This window comes from Variovorax paradoxus B4, assembly GCF_000463015.1.
Lineage (GTDB): Bacteria > Pseudomonadota > Gammaproteobacteria > Burkholderiales > Burkholderiaceae_C > Variovorax > Variovorax paradoxus_E.
Genome location: NC_022247.1, coordinates 4,893,672 through 4,918,485 on the forward strand (window position 1 = coordinate 4,893,672; position 24,814 = coordinate 4,918,485).

At 66.7% G+C, this 24,814-nt stretch carries 22 protein-coding genes; 5 read left to right on the forward strand and 17 right to left on the reverse strand.

Annotated features, from left to right (window positions below):
- Positions 1 to 3: 3 nt before the first annotated feature.
- Together VAPA_RS22910 and VAPA_RS22915 are read left to right on the forward strand one after the other, a co-directional pair.
- Positions 4 to 4,086: a translocation/assembly module TamB domain-containing protein gene (locus VAPA_RS22910; RefSeq protein ID WP_021009155.1), complete on the forward strand. Its 4,083-nt coding sequence runs from the start codon at positions 4 to 6 to the stop codon at positions 4,084 to 4,086.
- Between the two features lie 76 nt (positions 4,087 to 4,162).
- Positions 4,163 to 4,465: a hypothetical protein gene (locus VAPA_RS22915; protein WP_021009156.1), complete on the forward strand. Its 303-nt coding sequence runs from the start codon at positions 4,163 to 4,165 to the stop codon at positions 4,463 to 4,465.
- Here VAPA_RS22915 and VAPA_RS22920 read toward each other — a convergent pair.
- Positions 4,462 to 5,316, reverse strand: coding sequence for a LysR family transcriptional regulator (locus tag VAPA_RS22920; protein ID WP_021009157.1), 855 nt, complete (start codon positions 5,314 to 5,316; stop codon positions 4,462 to 4,464). The genes VAPA_RS22915 and VAPA_RS22920 overlap by 4 nt on opposite strands.
- A 114-nt stretch (positions 5,317 to 5,430) precedes the next feature.
- On the opposite strand from VAPA_RS22920, the gene VAPA_RS22925 reads away from it, so the two are divergent.
- On the forward strand, positions 5,431 to 5,667 hold the full coding sequence (locus VAPA_RS22925; RefSeq protein WP_021009158.1) for a hypothetical protein: 237 nt from the start codon (positions 5,431 to 5,433) through the stop codon (positions 5,665 to 5,667).
- Between the two features lie 43 nt (positions 5,668 to 5,710).
- On the opposite strand, the gene oxlT is transcribed toward VAPA_RS22925, so the two are convergent.
- Positions 5,711 to 7,036, reverse strand: coding sequence for an oxalate/formate MFS antiporter (oxlT, locus tag VAPA_RS22930; protein ID WP_021009159.1), 1,326 nt, complete (start codon positions 7,034 to 7,036; stop codon positions 5,711 to 5,713).
- A 350-nt stretch (positions 7,037 to 7,386) separates the two neighbouring features.
- Here oxlT and VAPA_RS34905 point away from each other — a divergent pair, with 350 nt between their 5' ends.
- Complete coding sequence (locus tag VAPA_RS34905; protein WP_196232521.1) at positions 7,387 to 7,548, forward strand: hypothetical protein; 162 nt, start codon at positions 7,387 to 7,389, stop codon at positions 7,546 to 7,548.
- A 65-nt stretch (positions 7,549 to 7,613) separates the two neighbouring features.
- Here the strand turns inward: VAPA_RS34905 and VAPA_RS22935 are convergent, their stop codons facing one another.
- The 11 genes from VAPA_RS22935 to oxc form a co-directional block, all read right to left on the reverse strand.
- Positions 7,614 to 8,543 carry a LysR family transcriptional regulator gene (locus VAPA_RS22935; RefSeq protein WP_021009162.1) on the reverse strand — a complete coding sequence of 310 codons (930 nt, stop codon included), beginning with the start codon at positions 8,541 to 8,543 and terminating at the stop codon, positions 7,614 to 7,616.
- 65 nt (positions 8,544 to 8,608) lie between these two features.
- Entirely contained in the window at positions 8,609 to 10,024 is a 1,416-nt protein-coding gene (gene pyk / locus VAPA_RS22940; RefSeq protein ID WP_021009163.1) for a pyruvate kinase, read from the reverse strand.
- Between the two features lie 77 nt (positions 10,025 to 10,101).
- A complete protein-coding gene (locus VAPA_RS22945; protein WP_021009164.1) occupies positions 10,102 to 11,115 on the reverse strand; it encodes a 2-dehydropantoate 2-reductase in 1,014 nt (337 codons plus the stop codon).
- A gap of 42 nt (positions 11,116 to 11,157) precedes the next feature.
- Positions 11,158 to 11,931: a fumarylacetoacetate hydrolase family protein gene (locus VAPA_RS22950; protein ID WP_021009165.1), complete on the reverse strand. Its 774-nt coding sequence runs from the start codon at positions 11,929 to 11,931 to the stop codon at positions 11,158 to 11,160.
- Between the two features lie 39 nt (positions 11,932 to 11,970).
- On the reverse strand, positions 11,971 to 12,870 hold the full coding sequence (gene sucD, locus VAPA_RS22955) for a succinate--CoA ligase subunit alpha (protein WP_021009166.1): 900 nt from the start codon (positions 12,868 to 12,870) through the stop codon (positions 11,971 to 11,973).
- Positions 12,871 to 13,103: 233 nt separating this feature from the next.
- Entirely contained in the window at positions 13,104 to 14,273 is a 1,170-nt protein-coding gene (gene sucC / locus VAPA_RS22960) for an ADP-forming succinate--CoA ligase subunit beta (RefSeq protein ID WP_021009167.1), read from the reverse strand.
- 8 nt (positions 14,274 to 14,281) lie between these two features.
- Positions 14,282 to 14,611 carry an HAD family hydrolase gene (locus VAPA_RS22965; protein ID WP_021009168.1) on the reverse strand — a complete coding sequence of 110 codons (330 nt, stop codon included), beginning with the start codon at positions 14,609 to 14,611 and terminating at the stop codon, positions 14,282 to 14,284.
- Positions 14,612 to 14,915: 304 nt separating this feature from the next.
- The gene (gene frc, locus VAPA_RS22970; RefSeq protein WP_021009169.1) at positions 14,916 to 16,163 is read right to left on the reverse strand and encodes a formyl-CoA transferase; all 1,248 of its coding nucleotides are present in this window, start codon (positions 16,161 to 16,163) and stop codon (positions 14,916 to 14,918) included.
- The gene (locus tag VAPA_RS22975) at positions 16,163 to 16,600 is read right to left on the reverse strand and encodes a PAS domain-containing protein (RefSeq protein ID WP_021009170.1); all 438 of its coding nucleotides are present in this window, start codon (positions 16,598 to 16,600) and stop codon (positions 16,163 to 16,165) included. The genes frc (VAPA_RS22970) and VAPA_RS22975 overlap by 1 nt, the downstream gene beginning before the upstream one ends.
- Positions 16,601 to 16,673: 73 nt before the next feature.
- Positions 16,674 to 17,945 carry a formyl-CoA transferase gene (gene frc, locus VAPA_RS22980; RefSeq protein WP_021009171.1) on the reverse strand — a complete coding sequence of 424 codons (1,272 nt, stop codon included), beginning with the start codon at positions 17,943 to 17,945 and terminating at the stop codon, positions 16,674 to 16,676.
- A gap of 26 nt (positions 17,946 to 17,971) precedes the next feature.
- Entirely contained in the window at positions 17,972 to 19,810 is a 1,839-nt protein-coding gene (gene oxc, locus VAPA_RS22985; protein WP_021009172.1) for an oxalyl-CoA decarboxylase, read from the reverse strand.
- A gap of 156 nt (positions 19,811 to 19,966) precedes the next feature.
- On the opposite strand from oxc, the gene VAPA_RS22990 reads away from it, so the two are divergent.
- Positions 19,967 to 20,575: a Crp/Fnr family transcriptional regulator gene (locus VAPA_RS22990; protein ID WP_021009173.1), complete on the forward strand. Its 609-nt coding sequence runs from the start codon at positions 19,967 to 19,969 to the stop codon at positions 20,573 to 20,575.
- 13 nt (positions 20,576 to 20,588) lie between these two features.
- Here the strand turns inward: VAPA_RS22990 and VAPA_RS22995 are convergent, their stop codons facing one another.
- The 4 genes from VAPA_RS22995 to VAPA_RS23010 all read right to left on the reverse strand — a co-directional run bounded on the left by VAPA_RS22995 (position 20,589) and on the right by VAPA_RS23010 (position 24,659).
- Positions 20,589 to 21,425 carry a cytidylate kinase family protein gene (locus tag VAPA_RS22995; RefSeq protein ID WP_021009174.1) on the reverse strand — a complete coding sequence of 279 codons (837 nt, stop codon included), beginning with the start codon at positions 21,423 to 21,425 and terminating at the stop codon, positions 20,589 to 20,591.
- A gap of 15 nt (positions 21,426 to 21,440) precedes the next feature.
- The gene (locus VAPA_RS23000; RefSeq protein ID WP_021009175.1) at positions 21,441 to 22,970 is read right to left on the reverse strand and encodes a tripartite tricarboxylate transporter permease; all 1,530 of its coding nucleotides are present in this window, start codon (positions 22,968 to 22,970) and stop codon (positions 21,441 to 21,443) included.
- 21 nt (positions 22,971 to 22,991) lie between these two features.
- Positions 22,992 to 23,516, reverse strand: a complete 525-nt coding sequence (locus VAPA_RS23005; RefSeq protein ID WP_021009176.1) for a tripartite tricarboxylate transporter TctB family protein — start codon at positions 23,514 to 23,516, stop codon at positions 22,992 to 22,994.
- 117 nt (positions 23,517 to 23,633) lie between these two features.
- Complete coding sequence (locus tag VAPA_RS23010) at positions 23,634 to 24,659, reverse strand: Bug family tripartite tricarboxylate transporter substrate binding protein (RefSeq protein WP_021009177.1); 1,026 nt, start codon at positions 24,657 to 24,659, stop codon at positions 23,634 to 23,636.
- Between the last annotated feature and the right edge of the window lie 155 nt (positions 24,660 to 24,814).

The window sequence follows — 24,814 nt, forward strand, 5'->3', positions numbered from 1 at the left end:
TCGATGCAGACCGACGCCGAACCCCAGCCCAAGCCTCCTGTGCGCGCACGACGCTCGCGCACGCGGCGCGCGCTGCGTGCGCTGGGGTGGATGGTCGCGGGCCTGCTCGCGCTGGTGCTCGCGATCGGCGCGGGTGCGTGGTGGTGGATCGGTTCCAACCAGTCGCTGGCCTTCGCGCTCGCCAAGGCCGCGCGCTACCTGCCCGCCGGCCAGACCCTCGAAAGCCGCGAAGTCACGGGCTCGCTGCGCACCGGCGGGCGCATCGGCTGGCTGCGCTGGCAAAGCGAGAAACTGGCGGTCGAGGTGCAAGAGGCGGACGTCGGCTGGCAGCTGGCGCCGCTGTTCCAGCGCAAGCTGCAGCTCGGCGAGGTGCACGCGGCGCGGCTGCTGATCGAGCGCCGCGGCCCGCCGAGCGACACGCCCACCGAGCCGCTCGAACAGCTCGCGCTGCCCATCGAGGTCGAGCTGCCGTTCCGCATCGACGAACTGCGCTGGGCCGGTCCGCCCGCGCTCCAGGCCAACCAGCTCAAGGGCAGCTACCGCTACACCGGCACAGAGCATCAACTGGAGGTCAAGGGCGTCGACATTGCCGACGGCCACTACAGCGCGCGCGTGAAGCTGCAGGGGCCGGCACCCATGGCGCTCGGCGCCACGCTGGACGGCCGCGTGAAGGCACCGCTGGCCGAAGACCGCAGCATCGAGGTGCTGGCCGAAGCCGCCATCAAGGGCAACCTCGCGGGCACCGACGCGCGGCTGCAGGTGGCTGCCGAGCTGAAGCCGGCCGAGCCCGATGCCGAGGCGCCCATGGAAGCCAAGCTGCAGGCCCGCATCGCACCCTGGCTGCCGCAGCCCGTCATCGATGCCAAGGCCGATCTGCGCAACGTCGACGCGGCCAGCCTCTGGCCCGGCGCGCCGCGGACCCGCCTGACCGGCACGGTCGAGCTGCAGCCCGACGCGGCCACCGGCCCCGCCGCCTGGCAGGCCTCGGCCAGTATCCGCAACGCGCTGCCGGGGCCCTGGGACAAGGGCGCGCTGCCGCTCGAACAGGTCGAGGCGCGCGTGGGTTTCGACGGCACCAACTGGACGATTCCGGAAGCCACGCTGCGCGCGGGCGGCGGGCGCATCGACGCCGAAGGCCGCTGGAGCCCCGCGCCCGCGCCGTGGCAGGCGCGCACCACCGTGCGCGGCGTGCGGCCCGGCCTGTTGCACAGCGAGCTTTCGGGCGCACCGATCAACGGCACGGCCACGGCGCAGCAGCGCGAGGACACCATCGGCTTCGAACTGGCGCTGCGGGCCGAAGGCGGCGCCGGCAGCGCGGCCATGCCCGGCTTCGGCCTCGGCCGCGTGCTCGCCCAAGGCCAGTGGAAAAACCAGGTGCTGGACCTGCGAACGCTGCGCCTCGAAGCCGAGCGCGCCAGCATCGAGGGCCGGCTGCAGGTGCGCGTGGCCGAGCAGGCTGCGAGCGGCAAGCTCGACCTCGCACTGCCGGGCGGCGTCGCGCAGCTCGAAGGCCGCATCGCACCGGCGCAGGGAGCCGGCGACATCAAGGCGCGCATCGACGACGCCGAAACCGTGCAGCGCTGGATCGAAGCCCTGCCCGAACTGTCGAAGGTGTTCGCGGGCAAGACCGCCAAGGGCTCCGCGCGGCTCGACGCCAGCTGGCAGGGCGGCTGGCAGACCATCCAGCGCCGGCTCGAGAACCCCAATGCGCCGGCCCAGCGCGGCGTCGTCGAACCCAGCCTGAAGGCATCGCTCGGCGTGCCGCGCCTCGAGCTGCGCATGCCGGCTGCAACTGGCAATGCGGCGGCCACCACGGTCCAGCTGAAAGACCTGCGCGCGGACCTTGCCGGCAGCCTGGCCCAGGCCACGCTCGCACTGCAGGGCGAAGCCACCACCGGCACCCAGAAGCTCACGCTCGACGCGCGCGCCAGCGGCGGCCTTGCGGGCACCAACCAATGGCGCGCGGCGCTCGCCAGCCTGCGCCTGCAGGCCCAGGACAGCGCGCGGCCCGCCACGGCCAGCGCGCCCTGGACGCTGGAGCTCGGCCGCGAGGTCACCGCCACCATCAAGACCAGCGGAAGCGGCACCGCCAGCCGCCTCGATCTCGAAGCCTCGGCCGCCGCCGCCACGCTGCGCGGGCCGGCACCAGGTACCGTGCGCATCGAATGGCAGCCGCTGCGCTTCAGCCGAAGCGGCGTGGCGCCCAACCAGGCCTTTCGCGTGCAGTCGCAAGGCAAGCTGCAGGGCCTTCCGATGGCCTGGGCCGAAGCCTTCGGCGCCAGCGCCACCTTCAACGAGCTCGGCGTGAGCGGCGACCTCATGTTCGACGGCGACTGGGACATCGACGCCGGCGACACCTTGCGCGCCCATGCGCGGCTCGCGCGCCAGAGCGGCGACATCCGCGTGCAGGCGGGCGAGGCCGCGCTGGTCACGCGCATCACGAGCCGCGGCACCGGCACGGCCAGCGAGCGCACGATGAACTCCGCCACCGCGCAAGGAACGACCGCGCCCAGCACGCCGGCAGGCCTGCGCCAGGCCGAACTGCGGCTGGACGCGCAAGGCGAGGCCGTGCGCGCCACGCTGGCCTGGGACAGCGAACGTGCGGGCAAGATCAACGCCGAGCTCAACACGCGCATGCAGCAGCGCGCAGGCGGCTGGCAATGGGCGCCCGATGCGCAGCTGGCCGGCAACGTCAAGGCCACGCTGCCGAACCTCGGCGTGTGGTCGATGCTCGCGCCGCCCGGCTGGCGCGTGGCGGGCACGCTGGACGCCGATGCCGCCCTCTCGGGCAACCGCGCAGCGCCGCGCTGGAACGGCACGCTGGGCGCCGACAAGCTCGCACTGCGCGCGCCGGTCGAAGGACTCGACCTGCGCGACGGCCGCCTGCGCGCCACGCTCACGGGCGAACGCATCGAGATCACCGAATTCACGCTCAAGGGCGGCACCGGCAGCACGGTGCGCATCGCGGGCCAGAGCGGCAACCGCAGCACCGCGGCCAGCGAAGCCGCGAGCGATGGCGGCTCGCTCTCGGCACGCGGCGACATGGCCTGGGGCGCGGCCGGCGCATCGGGCACGGGCATCCGCATGGCGCTGCAGGCCGACTTGCGCGCGTTGCGCGTGCTGGTTCGCACCGACCGGCAGGTCACGCTCTCGGGCAACCTGCAGGCGCGGCTCGACGGCGGCCAGTTCAACGTGCGCGGCAAGCTCAGGACCGACCGCGCGGTGATCATCCTGCCCGACGAGACCGCGCCGAGCCTCGGCACCGACGTGGTGGTGCGCTCCGCCGCCAAGGACCGCGAGATGGCCGAGCAGGCGCGGCGCGATGCCGCGCGCAATGAGGCGCAGGCCGCCAAGCCGCAGACCGCGAAGCCGCCCGACATCGCGGTGAACTTCGACCTGGGCGACGACTTCGCGGTGCAGGGGCGCGGCATCACCACGCGGCTCGAAGGCGACCTGGAGATCCGCAGCACCCGCCTCGATGCGCCGCCGCGCATCACCGGCGAAGTGAAGACCGTGCGGGGCCAGTACCGCGCCTATGGCCAGCAGCTCGACGTGGAAACCGGCGTGGCCCGCTTCAACGGGCCCTTCGACAATCCCGCGCTCGACATCCTGGCCATCCGGCCCAACATCTCGCAGCGCGCCGGCGTGCAGATCACGGGCAGCGCGCAGTCGCCGCGCGTCAAGCTCTATTCCGAGCCCGCGCTGCCCGACGCAGAGGCGCTGTCATGGGTGGTGCTCGGCCGCGCCTCGGCCACCAGCGGCGGCGAATCGGCGCTGCTGCAGCAGGCGGCGCTCGCATTGATCGGCCACGTCAGCAAGGGCACGAGCGGCGGCAGCCTGGCCAGCCGCTTCGGCCTCGACGAACTCGGCTTCAAGGGCCCCGGCAACGGCGGCGACCTGCGCGAGTCGGCCGTCACGCTCGGCAAGCGGCTGTCGAAGGATTTCTATCTCACCTACGAACGCAGCCTGGGCGGCACCTTCGGCACCATCTTCATCTTCTACGACCTGACGCAGCGCCTCACGCTGCGCGGACAGGCCGGCCAGACCAGCGGGCTCGACCTGATCTACACGCTGAAGTACGACTGAGGTCCGGGTCTGCCGCCTTGACCGCGGTAATTCGCAGGGTTAAAAATCGTTAACGCCCTTCTAACAAGGAACGACGATGCACGATGATGGAGACAAGGGCGAGTGTTCCACGCTGGACCGTCAGAAGTACGACCCGCCGGGCTACTCGCGAACCACGTTCTTGCGCAACGCGCTCCAGTGCGTGATTGCAGCCATTGCAACAGGCGCCGTGGTGGCGTCCATTCCCTACTGGGGAGGCGACGACTTTCCGCTGATGGGCCTGATCATCTACGTCGCCGGCATGGTGTTCGTTGCCATGCCGCTGTGCCTTTACTACGAGTCGCTGCTCCAGTCGCACGAAGAGCGCGTGGAACGCGCAAGGCACATGCTGGCCACCTAGGCCTCCGGCTTCGTCTTGACCACCTGCCTCAGGCCCGCGAGCGCGGGATCGACGATGGCGGCGTCCGCCCCCACCGCATACACCGCATAGGCCGGATAGAGAAATTCCGGCGTGCCGGGCACGCGGCGCAGCCGGCCCGATTCGAGGTGGCTGCGCACCACGTCGTGCCGAAAGTAGCCGGTGCCGCCCGCGGCCAGCAGGTACTCGCGGCCGAGCGGTCCGAGCCCGGCGCTCACCGCGGCGTTGGAGAGCTCGGGAAACGCAAGGCCGTGCTGCGCCGCGAACTCCGGGCCCCAGTCCACATACACATAGTCCGCCGGCCGCGGCACGCGCGGATGCTGCGCGGTCGTGACCATGACCAGCTTCTCCTCGATGAGCAGTTCCACGCGCAGGCCGGGTCGCTGCTGCGGCGCGTAGGCAATGGCAATGTCGAGCACGCCCGCAGCCACCTTGTCGAGCAGGTCATGGGGAAAGCCGACCTCGGTGCGGATGGCCAGCTGCGGCGCGGCCGTGCGCATCCACAGCAGCCATTGCAGCAGCAGCGGGTCCCACAGGCTGATCTCGCATCCGATGGCGAGCACGGCGCGGCTTCCGCTGGGCACCGCGACCTGATGGCGGGCGCGCTCCCACACCTGCACCAGCATGGTGGCGTGCGGCAGGAACCGCTCGCCGGCCGCAGTGAGCACTGCGCCCGCCTTGTTGCGAACGAAGAGCGGCCGGCCCAGCAGCTCTTCGAGTGTCCGCACACGCGCGCTCACCGAAGTCTGCGTCACGTGCAGCCGCTCCGCGGCGCGCTGGAAGCTGCGCGTCTCCACGATCTCGAGGAAAGTCCGGGCCAGGTTGATGTCCATGCCGCATCCTGTTTGAGTGCATTAATTTTGCACTCAACTGGCAATTAATATCGTTTTACTTGATGCGAAGGCAGGCCCAAGATAAAGGCATCCAAAGCAACCAGGAGTTGATCGATGCCCACTCTTCGCGAGCCATTCCATGCCGGCGCAGCCGAAGGCCTTGTAGATGCGCTCAAGGCGCTTGTCGACGAAACCTTGATGCTGGCCGAGGCCCTGCTGAGCCCGAACAGGATCATCGGCGAGGTGGAGCAGATGCGTGCGCTGCAGGTGGCGGCTGACGACATCGAGCCCACCGATCCGGCGCGGGCCGAGGTGCTGCGCTCGCGCGCCTCGCGCATCGGCCTGCGCTGAAGGCGGCGAGCGGCGCGGCTGCTTGCCGCAACCTGTGAGCGAATTACGAGGAAAGCCGGCTCTGCTCGATGTGCTTGCGCCGCATCGGGCGCAGCACGAACCACGCCATCAGCGCCGCGGCCGCATTGACCGCGCTGGCGGCAATGAACACGGCCTGCCAGCTGCCGGTGGCTGCCGCGAGCACGCTGGAGAGCGGCACCAGCAGCGAGGCCGTGCCCTTGGCGGTGTAGAGCATGCCGGCATTGGATGCCGCGTACTTGGAGCCGAAGGTGTCGGCACAGGTCGATGGAAAGAGGCTGTAGATCTCGCCCCAGGCAAAGAACACGATGCCGGTGAGCACGACGAAGAGGATCGGGTTGTGGCCGTAGTGATAGAGCATCAGGATGCCCACCGATTCGAGCGCGAACGCAATGAACATCGTCTGCTCGCGACCGATCTTGTCGGACACCCAGCCGAAGAAGGGCCGCGTGAGCCCGTTGAGCACGCGGTCGATCGCGAGCGCGAAGGTCAGCGCGGGCAGCACGAGGCCCATGATGTTCACCGGCACGTCCATGATCTTGAAGTCCTGCGCGATCGGCGCGAGCTGGGCCGTAGCCATGAGCCCGCCCGCAGCCACCATCACGAACATCGCGTACATCACCCAGAAGACCGGCGAGCGCAGCACCTCGGAGGGTGCGTAGTCGCGCTGCGACTGCTGCACGTTGCGGCTGTTCGAGCTCTTGGCATGGTCGGGCGCGCGGGTCAGCGCCCAGGCCAGCAGGAAGACGATCAGGCCCTGTCCGATGCCGAAGTAGAGAAAGGCCGACTCGTAGCCGCTCGTGCGGATCATCGCGGAGATGGGGATGATGGTCAGCGCCGAGCCGGCGCCGAAGCCCGCGGCCGTCATGCCCGCCGCAAGGCCGCGCCGGTCGGGGAACCACTTCAGCGCATTGCCCACGCAGGTGCCGTACACCGCACCCGCGCCAATGCCTCCGATGGCCGCCGCAATGTAGAGCAGCGGCAGCGTGGAAGCCACCGAATTGATCACCCAGCCCAGGCCGCACAGGATGCCGCCCACCAGCACCACGGGCCGCGGACCGAAGCGGTCGACCAGATAGCCCTCGATGGGCACGAGCCACGTTTCCGTGAGCACGAAGATGGTGAAGGCCACCTGGATGGCGGCGCGGCTCCAGCCGTGCTTCTCCGCGATCGGATTGACGAACAGCGTCCAGCCGTACTGGAGGTTGGCGATCATCGCCATGCACACGATGCCGATCAGCAGCTGGCCCCATCGATAGGCCTCCGATCGGGTCGCGGTGGCGCCGTGCGTTCCTGCGGGGGAATAGAGCGCCGGGTTGGAACCGGCGATCGAGGTGGTTGGCCGAGTCATGGGTTGTCCTTTGTCTTCATGTTGTGTTTGAGGTCCGACGATGTCGGTGCGGCCCGGTCTGTCGCGAGTGATCGGCACATGAGACAAGACGCGGACCATGCCACGCCGTACAGCACGCAATCGATGCGCATCGGCAGCCGAACCACCTGCCTTGTGCGGGTGAATGACTGTCGGACGTAGCGCCTCAAAAGCTCTTGACCGCAGTCAAGTTCCATCCAACCTCGGCCTCCCGATGAACCCGTGATTTCCCCAGCAGGCAATGCATGTGCGCACTCGCCAGAGGGGGTTTGCCGGTATTAGGGGTAAACCCTATAATCACAAGCAGTCACTTCAACTTTTCGGAGCGCCCCATGAACAACACCGCAGTGAATTCCAACGCACTCAAGAACACCGCTTCGCTGGGCACGAACGAGACCCTGCGCAGCCTCATCGCCGCGATGCCCATCGTGATCTTCGCGAAGGCCGCGCGCGCCGCGCTGCAGCGTTCCGCAGCAGGCGTCCGCGCACGCTGATCGCCCGGGCCTCGAGCCCCTCGGGAGAATGCGCAAGGCATTTCTCCCGCATGTTTCTTCATCCATCAAGCCGCAGCGTCGAACGGCACGATCTGCGAGATGAGCGCCGGTCCATCGGCCAGCAGGAAGTCCTTGAAGGCCTGCGCCACCGGCGGCAGCCGCTTGCTGCGGCGGTGCACCACGTACCAGTTGAGCATCAGAGGAAAGCCCTGCACATCGAGCACGCGCAGGCTACCGGCGCGCATCTCCTGGCTGATGGTGTGAGCCGACACGAAGCTCACGCCCATGCCCGCGATCACCGCCTGCTTGATGGTTTCGGTGCTGCGGATCTCCATCGCGATGTTGATGCCGCTCAGGTCGCCGCCGAAACCCTCCTCCATCGAATGCCAGGTGTCCGAGGCCTTCTCGCGCACCACGAAGGGTTCGCGCATGAGCCGCGCCAGCGGGATGCGCGGCACGCCCACCAGCGGATGACTGGGCGCGGCGACGATCACGTAGGGATGCGGCGCGAAGGGCTGGTTGACGGTGTCCAGGTCCGTCGGTGGTCGCACCATGATCGCCAGGTCGGTGAGGTTCTCCGCGATGTGGGTCATGAGCCCTTCGCGGTTGTGCACCGTGAAGTTCAGCGTGACGCCACGATGCCGGCTCGCAAACTCCACCAGCAGGCGCGGAAAGAAGTAATCGCCCGCGCTGATCACGCCCACGTTGAGCTTACCGCCCGAGACGCCGTTGAACTGCAGCATCGCGTTCTCGGCCGCCTCGAACTGCTGGATGATGGCGCGGCTGATCTGCAGCAGCTCCGTGCCGGCGGGGGTCAGGTAGATCTTCCTGCCGAACTGCTCGAACAGCGCATTGCCTGCGTGTTCCTCGAGCTTGCGCACCTGCGTGGAGACCGCCGGCTGCGTCAGGTGAAGCTCTTCCGCGGCGCGCGAGAAGCTCAGCAACCGCGCGACCGCTTCGAAGACTTTCAACTGGCGCAGGGTCGCGTGCTTCATTCGGAAAAGGGTGGCTGCAATCGAGCGGGCATCGTACTGCGCCCGAGGCCGCTCTCAAGGAGGGTCTAGGGTATGCGCGCGACGTGCAGCAGGTTCGTCGTTCCCGACAGCCCGAACGGAAGGCCCGCGACAACCACCACGTCGTTGCCGCTGCTCGCGAAGCCTTCGGTGCAGGCGTTGCGGCAGGCGCGCTCGATCATCTCGGCCACGTCGTGCACGTCGTCGACCAGCACCGCATGCACGCCCCACACCATCGCCATGCGGCGCGCCGTGGCGACATCGGGCGTGAGGCTGAGGATGGGCACGGCCGGCCGTTCGCGCGCCGCGCGCAGGCTGGTGAAGCCCGACGAGGTGTAGGTGACGGTGGCGGCGGGCGCAAGCAGCGCGGCCACCTGGCGCATCGAGGCGCACACCGCATCGGCCGTGGTCGACAGCGATGCCTCATGCGTGGCGTCGATGCCGATACGGTACGACGCATCGGCCTCCACGCGCGAGATGATGCGGTCCATCATGGCCACGGCCTCCAGCGGATACTTTCCGGAAGCGGATTCGGCCGACAGCATCACCGCGTCCACGCCGTCGTACACGGCAGTGGCAACGTCGGACACCTCGGCGCGCGTGGGCACCGGCGCGGCAATCATCGATTCGAGCATCTGCGTGGCCACCACCACTGGCTTGCCGCGTTTGCGGCAGGCACGCACGATGAGGCGCTGCAGCTCGGGCACGCGCTCGGGCGGCAGCTCCACGCCGAGGTCGCCGCGCGCCACCATGACGCCGTCGCACAGGTCGACGATCGCGTCCAGGTGGTCGATGGCCGCGGGCTTCTCGAGCTTCGCCATGATCCACGCGCGCTTGCCGATGATGGCGCGCGCCTCCTCGATGTCCTCGGGGCGCTGCACGAAGGACAGCGCCACCCAGTCCACGCCCATGGCCAGGCCGCAGGCCAGGTCGTCGAGGTCCTTGGGTGTCAGCGGCGAGATCGGCAGCACCACGCTCGGCACGTTGACACCCTTGCGATCGGAGATGGGCCCGCCGACCAGCACCGTGGTCTCCGCAAAGTCGGCGCCGTAACTGTCCACGCGCAGCCGCAGCTTGCCGTCGTCGAGCAGCAGATCGGTGCCCACCTGGAGCGCCGCGAAGATCTCGGGATGCAGCAGCGGCGCACGGCGCGCATTGCCGCTGGTTGCGTCCATGTCGAGGCGAAAATGCGCGCCAGCGTCGAGCTGCGCGCGGCCGCCTTCGAAGGTGCCCAGCCGCAGCTTCGGCCCCTGCAGGTCGAGCAGCACGCCGATGGGCCGGCCGAACTCCTTCTCGAGCCGCCGGATGGTGTCGAGGCGGCGCGCATGGTCATGCTGCGTTCCGTGGCTGAAGTTGAGCCGGAACACGTCCACCCCGCGTTCGAACAGGGCACGAATGGCCGGCTCGTCGCTGGTGGCAGGCCCCAGTGTGGCCACAATCTTCGCGCTGCGTGTACGTCGCATCATCCGTTCCATTTCATCGATCGATCACAGCGCACGACCGGCGCCCCTCGGCGCCGAATTGCGCAGCCTGAGTGGAGCTAGCCCGTCATCTCGTGAAGGCAAACCCGGCCGCGCTGTTCTTCCATCGTACGCGCCAGCAGCTTGACGAGGGAATACACGGTGTCGACGTGCGGCGTTGGCGTGTCGGTGAGCCGGGCCAGCTCGACCACGGCGCCCACCAGCGCATCGATCTCGGGCGCGCGCCCGGCTTCCACGTCCTGCAGCATCGAGGTCTTGTGCTTGCCGACCTTCTCGGCACCGGCAATGCGCTTGTCGAGCGTCACGCGGAACTCGATGCCCAGCTTGTGGGCCACCGCCTGCGCCTCGCGCATCATCGCGGCAGCCAGCTCGCGCGAGGGCGGGTACTGGCAGATGTCGACCAGCGTGGAATGCGACAGGCTGCTGATCGGGTTGAAGGTCAGGTTGCCCCAGAGCTTGAGCCAGATCTCGGCGCGGATGTTGTCGAGCACCGGCGCCTTGAAGCCGGCCGCGCCCAGGCAGGCCGAGACGCGGTTCACGCGTTCGCTCGACGAGCCGTCGAGTTCGCCGACCGGAAAGCGGTCGCCTTCGATGTGCTTCACCACGCCCGGCGCCGTCAGCTCGGAGGCGGGGTACACCACGCAGCCGATGACGCGCCCGGCCGGGATCTTCGCGGCCACCATCCCGGTGGGATCGACGCTGCGCACCGGCGTGCCCGCCAGCGCGCCGCCGTGGTTGTGGAAGTACCAGAACGGGATGCCGTTCTGCATCGTCACCACCACCGTCTCGGGCCCGAAGAGCTTGGGCACGTCGTTCGCCACCGCCTCGACCTGGTGCGCCTTCATCGCGAGGATGACGATGTCCTGCGGCCCGGCCTGGTCGTAGCGGTCGGTGGCCTTGACATTGCGCGCGACCTGTTCCGTGCCATCGGCCCCGATGAGCTTGAATCCGTTGGTGGCGATGGCGTCGAGATTCTTCCCGCGCACGATGAACGTCACGTCCTCGCCGGCCAGGGCGAGCTTCGCGCCCACCAGGCCGCCGATCGCGCCCGCTCCGATGACTGCTATCTTCATGTCGATCCCCAAGGTTGTTGATTCTTCCGGCGCGGGTCGGTCTCAGCCGAAGCGGTTGCCGAGCCTGCCGATGCCGCCGATCTCCACTTCGACCAGGCTGCCGGGCTTCATCGAGCCGACGCCGATGGAGGTGCCGCACAGGATCACGTCACCGGGTTGCAGGGTCATGTCCTGGGAGATCAGGCTCACGAGTTGCTGGACCGAAAAGCGCATGTCGCTGATCGGGTAGTTCTGGCGCACCTCGCCGTCGAGCAGCGTGGTCACGGTGAGCGTGGCGGGATCGAGGCCGGTGGCCACCACCGGGCCCATCGGGCAGAAGGTGTCGAAGCCCTTGGCCCGCACCCATTGGGCGAATGAGGCGTCGCGGTTCAGGATGTCGGCCACCGTCACGTCGTTGGCGCAGGTGTAGCCGAACACATGGCCGAGCGCATCCGCCTCGGACACGGCGGTGCACGCCTTGCCGATGACGATGCCGAGCTCGCCCTCGAACACCACCTTGCCATCGCACAGCGGCTTGCGGATGGGCGCGCCGGGCGCAAGGTAGGAGTTGGGCGCCTTCAGCAGGTACAGCGGCTCGGCCGGCACCGCCAGTTTCAGCTTCTCGCCGAGCGCGTGGAAGTTGTTCCACAGCGCGATGACCTTGGTCGGCTCTGTGGGCGTGAGCAGCCGCACGCCGGAGAGCACGAACACGCGGCCTGTCGGCTCGGGACGATCGAACATGTTGCCGCGGTGCTCATGCACGGCATCGCCTTCGAGCGTGCCGAAGCCCGTTTCGCCGCCGTGTTCGAAACGGACCCATCGTTGTTGCTGCTGCATGTCTCGCCTTCCTTGGTTGCTGTTGGAATGGTTCTGCGTTCAGTCGAAGGGCAGGTAGTCGGGGATCACCAGCGACGCGAGCAGCTTTCCCATCTCGGCCGGGTTGTCGGTCACGTGGATGCCGCACTCCTTCATCACCGCCAGTTTTTCCCGCGCGGTTCCCTTGCCGCCGGAGACGATGGCGCCCGCGTGGCCCATGCGCTTGCCCGGCGGCGCGCTGGCACCGGCGATGAACCCGACCACGGGCTTTCGCATGTGCTCGCTGATCCAGCGCGCGCAGACTTCCTCGTCGTTGCCGCCGATCTCGCCGACCATGATCACGGCGTCGGTGCGCGGGTCGTCGTTGAACATCTTCAGCACGTCGATGTGCCGCAACCCGCCCACCGGATCGCCGCCGATGCCCACCACGGTCGACTGCCCGATGCCGAAGCTCGCGAGCTGGCTCGCGGCCTCGTAGGTCAGCGTGCCCGAGCGCGACACCACGCCGATGCGGCCCTTCTGGTGGATGTGGCCGGGCATGATCCCGATCTTGATTTCCTCGGGCGTGATGAGGCCCGGGCAATTGGGCCCGAGCAGCAGGGTCTTGCTGCCCTCCATGCGGTACCGGGTGCGGATCATGTCGCGCACCGGAATGCCTTCGGTGATGCACACGACGAGGTCGAGTCCGGCATCCACCGCCTCGTCGATGGCCGCGGCCGCGAAGGGAGGCGGCACGTAGATCACCGACACGGTGGCGCCGGTCTCGGCCTTGGCTTCCTCCACGGTGCCGAACACCGGAATGCCGTCGAACGACTTGCCTGCCTTCCTGGGGTTCACGCCGGCGACGAAGCACTTCTGGCCGTTGGCGTAGTCGCGGCACATCGCGGTGTGGAACTGGCCGGTCTTGCCGGTGATGCCCTGGGTGATGACGCGGGTGTGCTTGTTGATGAGGATCGACATTTCAGGTCTCCTGCCCTTGTTCTATTTCGGGGCGCGTGCACAGGCCACCGGTGTATCGCTGATCAACGACCGCTTCGCATAACGCTCCCGTCGATGGGGTGCCTTGCGCAGCAAAATTAAGGGGGAGGCCGCAGGCCGGAGGACATTCGCGGAGCCGCGTACCCCGTCGGCGGGAGCGCGCCCCGAACAAGGCAAGCCAAACACAACGCGATGCACAAAAGACTTCATGGGTCCTAGGCCCCCCGCCTAGCAGCAGCCACCACCAGCCCGGCCGCCTCCGCCATGTCGTCCGCACTGATGATCCGAAGGCCCGACTGCCCGAGGATGGTCTTGCCCAGGCTCTCGTTGGTGCCCTTCATGCGCACCACCAGCGGCACGGCCAGCTGAACCTCGCGCGCCGCAGCCACCACGCCGCGCGCGATCACGTCGCACTTCATGATGCCGCCGAAGATGTTGACCAGGATGGCCCGCAGGTTCGGGTTGCGCAGCATCAGCTTGAAGGCCTCCGTCACCTTCTCGGCCGTGGCGCCGCCACCCACGTCGAGAAAGTTGGCCGGCGATCCGCCATAGAGCTTGATCGAATCCATCGTGGCCATGGCCAGGCCCGCGCCGTTCACCAGGCAGCCGATGTCACCGTCCAGCGCAATGTAGGAAAGATCGAACTTCGAGGCCTCGACCTCGGCCGGGTCTTCCTCGTCGAGGTCGCGCATCGCGGCGATCTCGGGCTGGCGGAACAGCGCATTCGGATCGAAGTTGAACTTGGCGTCCAGCGCCAACACGCGGCCGTCGCGCGTGAGCGCCAGCGGGTTGATCTCGGCCAGCGACGCGTCGCAGGCGTCGAAGGCCTGGTAGAGGTTCTGCACCAGCGTGCGCACCTGCGGCAGCAGCTTCCCCGAGAAGCCGATGTCGCGCGCCAGCCCGTCCGCCTCGGCTGCCTTCACACCCGTGGCGGGGTCGATGAACAGCTTGCGGATTTTTTCCGGCGTGCGCGCCGCGACGTCCTCGATGTCCACGCCGCCTTCGCTCGAGGCCATCAAGGCCACGCGGCGCGATTCGCGGTCGACCGCCATGCCAAGGTAGAACTCCTTTTCGATCTCGACGCTCTCCTCCACCAGCAGCCGCTCCACCAGCCGGCCTTGCGGGCCCGTCTGATGCGTTCGCAGGGTCATGCCGAGCAGCTCGTCGGCATGGCGCCGCACTTCGGCCGCCGACCATGCCAGCCGGACGCCGCCGCCCTTGCCGCGGCCGCCGGCATGGATCTGCGCCTTGATCACCCAGGCCCTGCCGCCGAGCCGCGCGGCGGCATCGGCCGCTTCGTCGGGCGAAAAGCACGCATATCCACGCGGCGTGGGAACGCCGTATTTGCGCAATACGTCCTTGCCCTGGTATTCGTGGATATTCATGGCGGCTTTCAGGCGCCGAGTTCGGCGCCGCGGGTTTCGGCCCAATTGAAATAGCGCCTTTTCATGGCGCCGGCATCCAGCTCGCGCTTTTGATGCTCTTCCTTTTTCTGCTCGATTACCTCGGCCAGGAATTTGGCGTCGTAGGCGCGCAGAAGATGCGGCTGATGAGCGCTCAGGTACTGGCAGACCCGCTCGACGCCATCCTGGCTCTCGCGCAGCAGCTGGCAATAGATTTCGCGGTCCCAGTGCCAGCGGAATCCCAATTCGTAGAACGCCGCGTTGTAGGCGTTGCGCTCGGTTTCGCTGCTCCAGTATTGAACTGGCAAATCATCGATCATGAAATTTCTCCTAGAAATTGAATGCCTGGCATCAAATGTTTTGTGGATCGGCATGATCAAAATGTAGATTCGATGATCGATAAATAATAGTTAAACTATTTTATTGAACGCATTCACGATAAGTTATACATAGAAGACCGCAATTCTCCTCTTACAGGCATTGCGCTCCTGCACCGTTCAATTACCGCGCAGCCCAAACGCCCCCGCCCCATACCGGGAACACCGTGGACCGGCTCCGCCGGGCCACCGGTGTTGCCCCCTCGAGGGGGAGGCGGCTACACGAAGTGAGCCGCTTCGGGGGTGGTCAAATAACGCCCTCGGCGCGCAGCGCCGCCACGTCGCTGGCCGTATAGCCCAGCTGCATCAGCACCTCGTCGGTGTGCTCGCCGAGCAGCGGCGAGCGCGTCACCTCGGTCGGGCTGTCGGACATCTTGATGGGGTTGCCCACCGTCAGGTACTTGCCGCGCGTCGGGTGGTCGACCTCGACGATGGTGCCGGTCTCGCGCAGCGACGGATCGGCGGCGATTTCCTTCATCGAAAGAATCGGCCCGCACGGAATGTCGTACTGGTTGAGGATGTCCATGGCCTCGAACTTGGTCTTGGTCATGGTCCATTGCTCGATGCGCGCGAAGATCGGCTTCAGGTGCAGCAGGCGCGCGGCCGGCGTGGCGTAGGCCTCGTCGTCGATCCACCCTTCTTCGCCGATGACCTTGCACACCGCGGGCCACACCGCCCCTTGCGTGATGAAGTAGATGTAGGCGTTGGGGTCGGTCTCCCAGCCCTTGCACTTGAGGATCGAGCCCGGCTGGCCGCCGCCCGAGGCGTTGCCCGCGCGCGGCACCGCGTCGCCGAACTTGCCGTCGGGGTACTGCGGGTATTCGTGCATGGTGCCGGTGCGCTCCAGCCGCTGCTGGTCGCGCATCTTCACGCGGCAGAGGTTGAGCACCGCGTCCTGCATGGGCGCGAGCACCTGCTGGCCGCGGCCCGTGCTGTTGCGCTGGTAGAGCGCCGCCACGATGCCCAGCGCCAGGTGCAGGCCGGTGCCGCTGTCGCCGATCTGCGCGCCCGTGACGACCGGCGGGCCGTCTTCGAAACCGGTGGTCGAGGCCGCGCCGCCGGCGCACTGCGCCACGTTCTCGTACACCTTGCAATGCTCATACTTGCCGGGACCGAAGCCCTTGACCGACGCCACGATCATGCGCGGGTTGAGTTCCTGGATGTGGGCCCAGGTGATGCCCATGCGGTCGAGTGCGCCGGGCGCGAAGTTCTCCACCAGCACGTCGCAGGTCTTGATCAGCGAATCGAGCACCTTCTTGCCCCTGGGCTTCTTGGTGTCGAGCGTGATCGAGCGCTTGTTGTGGTTCAGCATCGTGAAATAGAGACTGTCCACGCCGGGAATGTCGCGCAGCTGGCCGCGCGTTGCGTCGCCTTCGCCGGCGCGCTCCACCTTGATCACGTCCGCGCCGAACCACGCCAGCAGCTGGGTGCACGTGGGACCGGATTGCACATGGGTGAAATCGAGGATGCGAACGCCCTCAAGTGCCTTGCTCATCAGCTGTCTCCTTTGATCGTGGCCTCTGCTTCTTGCAGACGAGCGCGCAATTTACGCTCTTCGGCGAAACGGACGGTTTCGTCGCGCACGATGGCGACGATGCCCGTGACTTCACGACTCTGCGAGAACAGCATCGACACCGTGAAGGCGATCGACAGCGTGTGCCCGTCCTTGTGCAGCGCCGGCACGCGCAAGAGGTCGGCACCGTACTTGGTGATGCCGGTTTCCATGGTCTTCTGATAACCGTCCCAGTGCCGCTGGCGCTGGCGCTGGGGAATGATCATGTCGAGCGACTGGCCCAGCGCCTCGGCTTCGGTGAAGCCGAAGATGCGCTCGGCCGCGCGGTTCCAGAGCGTGATCGCTCCTTGCGCATTGCACACCATGATCGCGTCGCCGGCGCCTTCGACGAGCTGCTTGAAATCAACGTTCGCTTGCATGTTTACCTCTGGCGCTTCATGTCAATTCCCAGCCCGCCCGCCTGTCGTCAGGCGGCGAGCTGGGGTGGATCCGCTAGACGGCCTTCGATTCTTTCAGGTTGTCGATCTGCGCCTTGGTATAGCCCAGCTCCGCCAGCACCTGTTCGGTGTGCTCGCCCAGCAGCGGCGATGCGGTGACCTCGGGCTTGAGGTCCGAGAACTTGATGGGGCTGCCGATGGTCCAGTAGCTGCCGCGCTCCTTGTGCGGAACTTCGACGATGGAGCCGCTCTTGCGCAGCGACTCGTCGTGCAGCAGTTCCTTCATCGACAGCACCGGGGCGCAAGGAATGTCGTGCTTGCGGAAGATGTCCACCGCCTCGAACTTGGTCTTGTCCTTGATGAAGTCCTCGATGGTGGCGAAGATCTGGTCGATGTGCGGCTGGCGGGCCTTGGGGGTCATGTAGTCCGGATCGGTCTTCCACTCGGGCTTGCCGAGTGCGTCGCAGATCGGGTCCCAGGCGTGGCCCTGCACCGTGAAGTAGATGTAGGCGTTGGGGTCGGTCTGCCAGCCCTTGCACTTCAGGATCCAGCCCGGCTGGCCGCCACCGCCCGCGTTGCCGCCGCGCGGTACCACCTTGTCCTTGAACGCCTCCATCTCGTGCGGGTACTGCGGGTATTCCTCCAGGTAACCCACGCTGTCCAGGCGCTGCTGGTCGCGCATCTTCACGCGGCACAGGTTGAGCACGGCATCCTGCATCGAGCAGGCCACCTTCTGGCCCTTGCCGGTCTGCTGGCGGCCGATGATGGCCGTCAGGATGCCGATGGCCAGGTGCATGCCGGTGTTGGAGTCGCCCAGCGCGGCGGCCGAGATCGTCGGGACGGAGTTTTCGCCCTTCCACCAGCCGGTGGTGGAGGCGGCGCCGCCGGCGCACTGCGCCACGTTCTCGTACACCTTCAGGTCCTCGTAGTGGTGGCCTTCACTGAAGCCCTTGACCGAGGCGACGACCATCTTGGGATTCAGTTCCTGGATGCGTTCCCAGGTAAAGCCCATGCGGTCCAGCGCGCCGGGGCCGAAGTTCTCGACCAGCACGTCGGATTCGCGGATCAGCTTTTCCAGCACGGCCTTGCCCTCGGGCTTCTTCGTGTCCAGCGTGATCGAGCGCTTGTTGCTGTTGAGCATGGTGAAGTACAGGGCGTCGACGTTCGGGATGTCGCGCAGCTGGCTGCGGGTGACGTCGCCGGCGCCCGGGCGCTCGACCTTGATCACGTCGGCGCCGAACCAGGCCAGCATCTGGGTACAGGCCGGACCGGCTTGCACGTGCGTGAAGTCGATGATCTTGATGCCGTTGAGGGGTTTGTTGCTCATATGGATATCTCCTGGGTTGCCTTGGATTACTGCTGCTGCGTTTTCTTTGCCGTGCTCGGATTCAGGCTGGTGATCCGGCCGCTTTCCGTTCCGGCGGTCTCGTCGATGACGGCGTTGATCAGGGTCGGACGGCGGGAGGCGACGGCCTCGGCCAGCGCCTTCTGCAATTCATCCGCGGTGGTGGCGTTCACGCCCACGCCGCCGAAGGCTTCCATCAGCTTGTCGTAGCGCGCGTTCTTCACGAACACGGTGGGCGCCACGTCGGCGGTGCCGCTGCCGTTCACGTCGGTGCCGCGGTAGACGCCGTTGTTGTTGAACACGACGATGCAGATCGGCAGGTTGTAGCGGCAGATGGTCTCCACCTCCATGCCGCTGAAGCCGAAGGCGCTGTCGCCCTCGATGGCGATCACCGGCTTGTCGGTGACCACCGCGGCCGCTACGGCAAAGCCCATGCCGATGCCCATGATTCCCCAGGTGCCCACGTCCAGGCGCTTGCGCGGCTCGTACATGTCGACGATGCTGCGCGCGAAGTCCAGCGTGTTGGCGCCTTCGTTCACCACGATGGCATCGGGCCGGGCCTTCACCTGGTCGCGGATCACGCTGAGCGCGCTGTGGAAATTCATCGGCGAGGGCCGCGCGGCCAGCGTGGCGGCCATCTTCGACAGGTTCTTGTCCTTGCGCTCGGCGATGGCGCCGGTCCATTCGGCCGGCGGCTTGGCCCACTTGGCATCGACGCCCGCGAGCAGCGCCGCCACGCAGGAGCCGATGTCGCCGATCACCGGCGCGGCAATGGCCACGTTGCTGTCGATCTCGGTCGGCGCAATGTCGATCTGGATGAACTGCTTGGCGCCCTTGTCCTGGCCCCAGGTCTTGCCCTTGCCGTGCGAGAGCAGCCAGTTGAGGCGCGCGCCCACCAGCATCACCACGTCGGCTTCCTGCAGCACGTAGGAGCGCGCGGCAGCGGCCGACTGCGCATGGGTGTCGGGCAGCAAGCCCTTGGCCATCGACATCGGCAGGTAGGGGATGCCGGTCTTCTCGACCAGTGCGCGGATGTCGGCGTCGGCCTGGGCGTAGGCTGCGCCCTTGCCCAGCAGGATCAGCGGCTTCTTCGCGCCCTTGAGCAGGTCGAGCGCGCGCTTCACAGCGTCGGGCGCGGGAATCTGGCGCGGCGCGGGATCGACCACCTTGATGAGCGAGCGGCGGCCGGCCTCGGCGTCCATGGTCTGCGCGAACAGCTTGGCCGGCAGGTCGAGGTACACGCCGCCCGGGCGGCCCGACAGCGCCGAGCGGATCGCCCGGGCGATGCCCACGCCGATGTCCTCGGCGTGCAGCACGCGAAAGGCCGCCTTGCACAGCGGCTTGGCGATCGCGAGCTGGTCCATCTCCTCATAGTCGCCCTGCTGCAGGTCGACGATCTCGCGCTCGCTCGAGCCGCTGATGAGAATCATCGGGAAGCAGTTGGTGGTGGCATTGGCCAGCGCCGTCAGGCCGTTCAGGAAGCCGGGGGCCGACACCGTCAGGCAGATGCCGGGCTTCTGCGTGAGGAAGCCGGCCGCGGCGGCGGCGTTTCCCGCATGCTGCTCGTGGCGGAACGAAATGACCCGCAGGCCCTCTGCCTGCGCCATGCGCGTGAGGTCGGTGATGGGGATGCCCGGCAGGCCGAAGATGGTGTCGATGTCGTTCAGCTTCAACGCATCGATGACCAGGTGGAAGCCATCGATGGTCGTTTCGTGCGCCGGCGATGCCTCCTCCGTGGGCTGCTTGAGGGCGAGCACGACCGCATCGCCGTCGTTCGCCCTGTTCTTGGGCTTGAGGGCGTCGTCCAGGGTCGTGGATGCCTCTTTGTCCGTTCTTACTGAAGACATGTCTCTCCTTCTTGCTTGGGTGAATGGCCGAGGCCCGAGCCGGGACTATGATTCGGGGGCATGCTTTCGGGCGTTGACCTCGGTCAACTTTCCGTAAAACGGCACCGGCCAGATGAACCAGAAGTTGTTGTTGCGCATTCGAGCAAGACGGGACCCATGACGTTGTTGGAAAACCACCCGGAGAAAAACATCATTCGCGCGCAGCTCCGGCAGAACATCCTGCTCAAGGACTTGAGCGAGAGCGATCGCGCCGAGCTGGAAACCCATCTCGTCATCGTGGACGGCAACAAGGGCGATTTCCTGCTGCACCAGGGCGTGCGCGAGATGGAGCAGTACTTCATCCTCGACGGCATCCTCAAGCGGGTGGTGAGCAACCCCGAGGGCAAGGAAATGATCCTGCGCTTTGCCGATGCGCACGACATGGAAACCAGCTATGCGGCGCTGCGGCTGGGCACGCCCACGCCCTACGGCATCGTCTGCGTCACCAAGGCCCGGGTGGCCAGCCTGCCGCTGAAGGAATGGATCGCGTTCCTGAACCGCCACCCCGAGACCAAGGAACTGTTCGAGTACTGCGTGATGCGCGGCATGAGCGAAATCATGGCGCACACCATCACCCTTCACTTGCTCGACGCGCCGGGCCGCGTGCACCGGTTCATGCGCAAGCACCCCGAGCTGGAAGACCGCATTCCAAGCAAGGAATTGGCCTCGTATCTCAATCTCTCCGCAGAAACCCTGAGCCGGCTCCGAAAACGCGGAAAGATCTAGGCAGGCGCCGTACTCAGGTCTGCTTCGCCGACGCGAAGCGGCGCGGAACGGTCATCAGGCGCAGCGCGTTGTCGACGCCGCTCACGCCGTCGACCTTGGAAGCCACATCCTCCGTGAGCACGCGCTCCTGCGCATCGAGCACGATGCCGCTCAGCGTTACCTTGCCCTGGTCGGCCTCGACGGTCACGCGGATGTCGCCGGTCGCCTCGTTGTCCTTCAGCGCCGACTTCACCCGCGCCGCGAGCGCCATGTTGGCCAACAGCGCGCGCGAGGCCGGTGTCTCGGCGAACTCCGGGCGCTCCACCAGCGCGCGGATCTGCGCCACGCAGCTGTCCACCGAGAGGCGATCCGTGTTGAGCACCAGGTCGTAGAGCACCGGGTCGCCCCATGTCACACCGAACTGTGCATGCATGCGCGCCGCGTGCGCATCGTCGCTGCGCCGGATCTCGGCTTCGGCGAACTCGGCATCGTCGGTTTCGAGGTGCGCCATCAGCCATTCGACTCGCTTCTTCATCGAGCGCGTGATGCGCACGCACACCACGTGCGGCACCGTCCGCAGCAGGCAGGTCGCGCCCCAGCCGCGCAGCACCACGTTGCCGCGATCGGCCAGCGCGAAGAGTTCCTCGGCCGTGTAGAGCGCAAGGCTGCGCCGGTCGGCGGTGAGCCGTTCGACGAAGCCGGCCTTGCCGTCGCGCAGGCGACCGATGAAGCTGGTCGGCACCTGCATGCGGTCGGCCACGCGCTCGATCGTCTCGTGGCGCATGACCTCCAGCCCGAGCGTTTCGGCAAGCCGAAGCGATACGTCCTTGGCGAGGGAACCCATCTCCTGGGTGAGTGCGATCACTGGCATGTCGTTGTTCTCCGTTCAGTCCACCGGGCGCTCGACGGCGAACTCGTCGGGCTTCTTGGGCTTGACGAAAGCCAGCACCTTGGAGATCAGCGGCCAGAACAGCAGCAGCAGCGCGAGGGTGGTGATGCCGCCGACCAGCGGGTTCGAGAACATGATCATCACGTCGCCCTGCGAGACCAACATGGCCTGGCGGAACGAGTCTTCCGCCTTGTCGCCGAGCACCAGCGCCAGCACCAGCGGCGCCAGCGGGAAATCGAGTTTCTTGAACAGATACCCCACCACGCCGAAGCCGAGCATGAACCAGATGTCGAGCATCGCGTTGTGCACCGTGTAGGCGCCAATGGCGCAGATCACGATGATCACCGGCGCAATGATCGAGAACGGAATGCGCAGGATCGACGCGAACAGCGGCACCGTGCTCAGCACCACGATCAGGCCCACGATGTTGCCCAGGTACATGCTGGCGATCAGGCCCCAGACGAAGTCCTTCTGCTCGACGAACAGCAGCGGTCCGGGCTGCAGGCCCCAGATCAGGAGGCCGCCCAGCAGCACCGCGGCGGTGGGCGAACCCGGAATGCCCAGCGCCAGCATCGGCAGCAGTGCGCTGGTGCCCGCGGCGTGCGCCGCGGTCTCAGGGGCCACCACGCCTTCCATCTGGCCGGTGCCGAACTTGGAGCCGCGCTTGGACATCTTCTTGGCCAGGCCGTAGGCCATGAACGAGGCCGGTGTCGCACCGCCGGGCGTGATGCCCATCCAGATGCCGATCAGCGAGCTGCGCAGCGAAGTCACCCAGTACTGCGGCAGCTGCTTCCAGGTCTGCAGCACCACCTTGGGATCGATCTTCGCGCTCTTGCCCGAGAACTTCAGGCCCTCCTCCATCGACAGCAGGATTTCGCCGATGCCGAACAGGCCGATCACCGCAATCAGGAAGTCGAAGCCGCGCATCAGCTCCGACTGGCCGAAGGTGAGCCGCAGCTGGCCCGTGACCGTGTCCATGCCCACGCTCGCCAACGCGAAGCCAAGCGCCATCGACGCCAGGATCTTGAACGGCGAGCCCTTGCCCATGCCCACGAAGCTGCAGAAGGTCAGCAGGTACACCGCAAAGAACTCGGGCGAGCCGAACTTGAGCGCGAACTTGGCCACCAGCGGCGCCAGGAAGGTGATCATGATCACCGCCAGCAGCGCGCCGACGAACGACGAGGTGAAGGCCGTGGTCAGCGCGGCGCCCGCGTTGCCCTGCTGCGCCATCGGATAGCCGTCGAAGGTGGTGGCCACCGACCACGGCTCGCCCGGGATGTTGAACAGGATGGAGGTGATGGCTCCGCCGAACAGCGCCCCCCAGTAGATGCACGACAGCATGATGATCGCCGAGGTCGGCGACATCGTGAACGTGAGGGGCAGCAAAATCGCCACCCCGTTGGCGCCGCCCAGCCCGGGGAGCACGCCGATCAGCACCCCCAGGATGATGCCGACGAACATCAGGCCGATGTTCATCGGCGTGAGGATTACCGAGAAGCCCTGCATCAGGGCACTGATTTCATCCATTTCGCATTTGCTCCGTGAGATTCAGTAGCCGAGAAACCGGAGGGGATCGAGTGCGCCCTTGAACAGGGGCACCTTGAACCACACCTCGAACATGCAGAAGAACACCGTGTTGACCGCCAGCGCCGCAATGACGCTCTTCACCCACGAGTACTTGCCCAGGAACACCATGAACAGCGCGATGTAGATCGCCGATGCCACATAGAGGCCGAGCAATGAAATCGCCATCACGTAGACCGTGGCCGGCAGCAGCACCGACAGCACGCGCTTGAGCTGCACCGAGTCGACGAAGACCTCGGTCTTCCTGTTCTTGCCCAGCAGGGCCTGGTACAGGATGCCGGCACCGGAAATGGTGATGATCACGCCGATGTAGAAGGGGAAGTACCCCGCGCCGGGACCGTCGCTGGTCCAGCCGGAGCCCAGCCTCTGGCTCTCGTAGATCACCACCAGCCCTATCACCACCAGGACCAGTGCAACCACTGCCTCGACCACGTTGGTCGCTACGCCCGTGCGCACCGGACCGTCTGCTGAATTCTCGTCGTGCTCCATGGAGTCCCCATCGTTCGTGTGTATGCCGTGAAAACCAAAGTGCAGCGCTCCGCCCGCCGCCCCTCCGCGGGCGGCCGTCTCTTCAGGCGAGGAGCGCCGCGCGACGCTCGATGATTGCTACTTGTTGCTGGCCAGGAAGCCGGCTTCCGTCATCAGCGTGCGGTGCGTGGCTTCCGCTTCCGTGAGCCATTTGGTGAACGCGTCGCCGGTCATGAAGGTCGGGTTGAAGGCACCCTTCTCCATGTATTCCTTCCAGTCCGGCGTGGCGGCGATCTTGGTCAGCAGGTCCACGTAGAAGGCGAGCTGGTCGGGCGTCACGCCGGCGGGCATGAAGATGCCGCGCAGCATGGTGTACTTGGTGGGAACGCCGGCTTCCTTGCAGGTGGGCACATCGTTCCACGACTGCGTCTCCGTCACCTTGGCCTTGAACGGCATGCGGTGGTCGTCGAACACGCACAGCGCGCGCAGCTTGCCCGCGCGCCACTGGGCCACTGCCTCGATCGGGTTGTTGACGGTCGATTGCACGTGGCCGCCCACCAGTTGCACCGCCACCTCGCCGCCGCCCTTGAACGGCACGTAGATGAACTTGGTGCCGGTGGCCTTCTCGAGCGCCACCGTGATGATCTGGTCTTCCTGCTTGGAGCCGGTGCCGGCCATCTTGAACTTGCTCGGGCCCGCTGCCTTGGCCGCCGCAATGAACTCGGAGGCGTTCTTGTACGGCTGTTCGGCGTTGGTCCAAAGCACGAACTGGTCGAGCGCCATCATCGCGACCGGCGTCATGTCCTTCCAGTTGAAGGGCACGCCGGTGGCCATGGGCGTGGTGAACAGGTTGGACAGCGAGATGATGATCTTGTGCGGATCGCCCTTGGCTTCCTTCACGGCAAGGAAGCCCTCGGCACCCGCGCCGCCCGACTTGTTGACGACGATCAGCGGCTCCTTCATCAGCTTGTACTTGATGACGATGCCCTGCAGCAGCCGGCCCATCTGGTCGGCGCCGCCGCCGGTGCCCGCCGGAATCACGAACTCCACCGGCTTGGTGGGTTCCCATGCGGAGGCTGGTGTGGCGACCGCGAGCGCCAACATGGCCGCGGTGAAGACTTTTGCCCGACAAGCGCGGGTGCGCGAAAAGAAGTTCTTCATCATGTTGTCTCCTGTGTAAGGTGCGCTCTTTTTTTGGTGGATCTGAGCCGAGATGCGAACAGGGCCGATGGTGCGCGCAGGAAGAACTCAGCCTGCTTGACCATGGTCAACTTTTCAAAGATTTTGTCTTGGGGTTAGCCCGCGCCGAGCGACGGGCG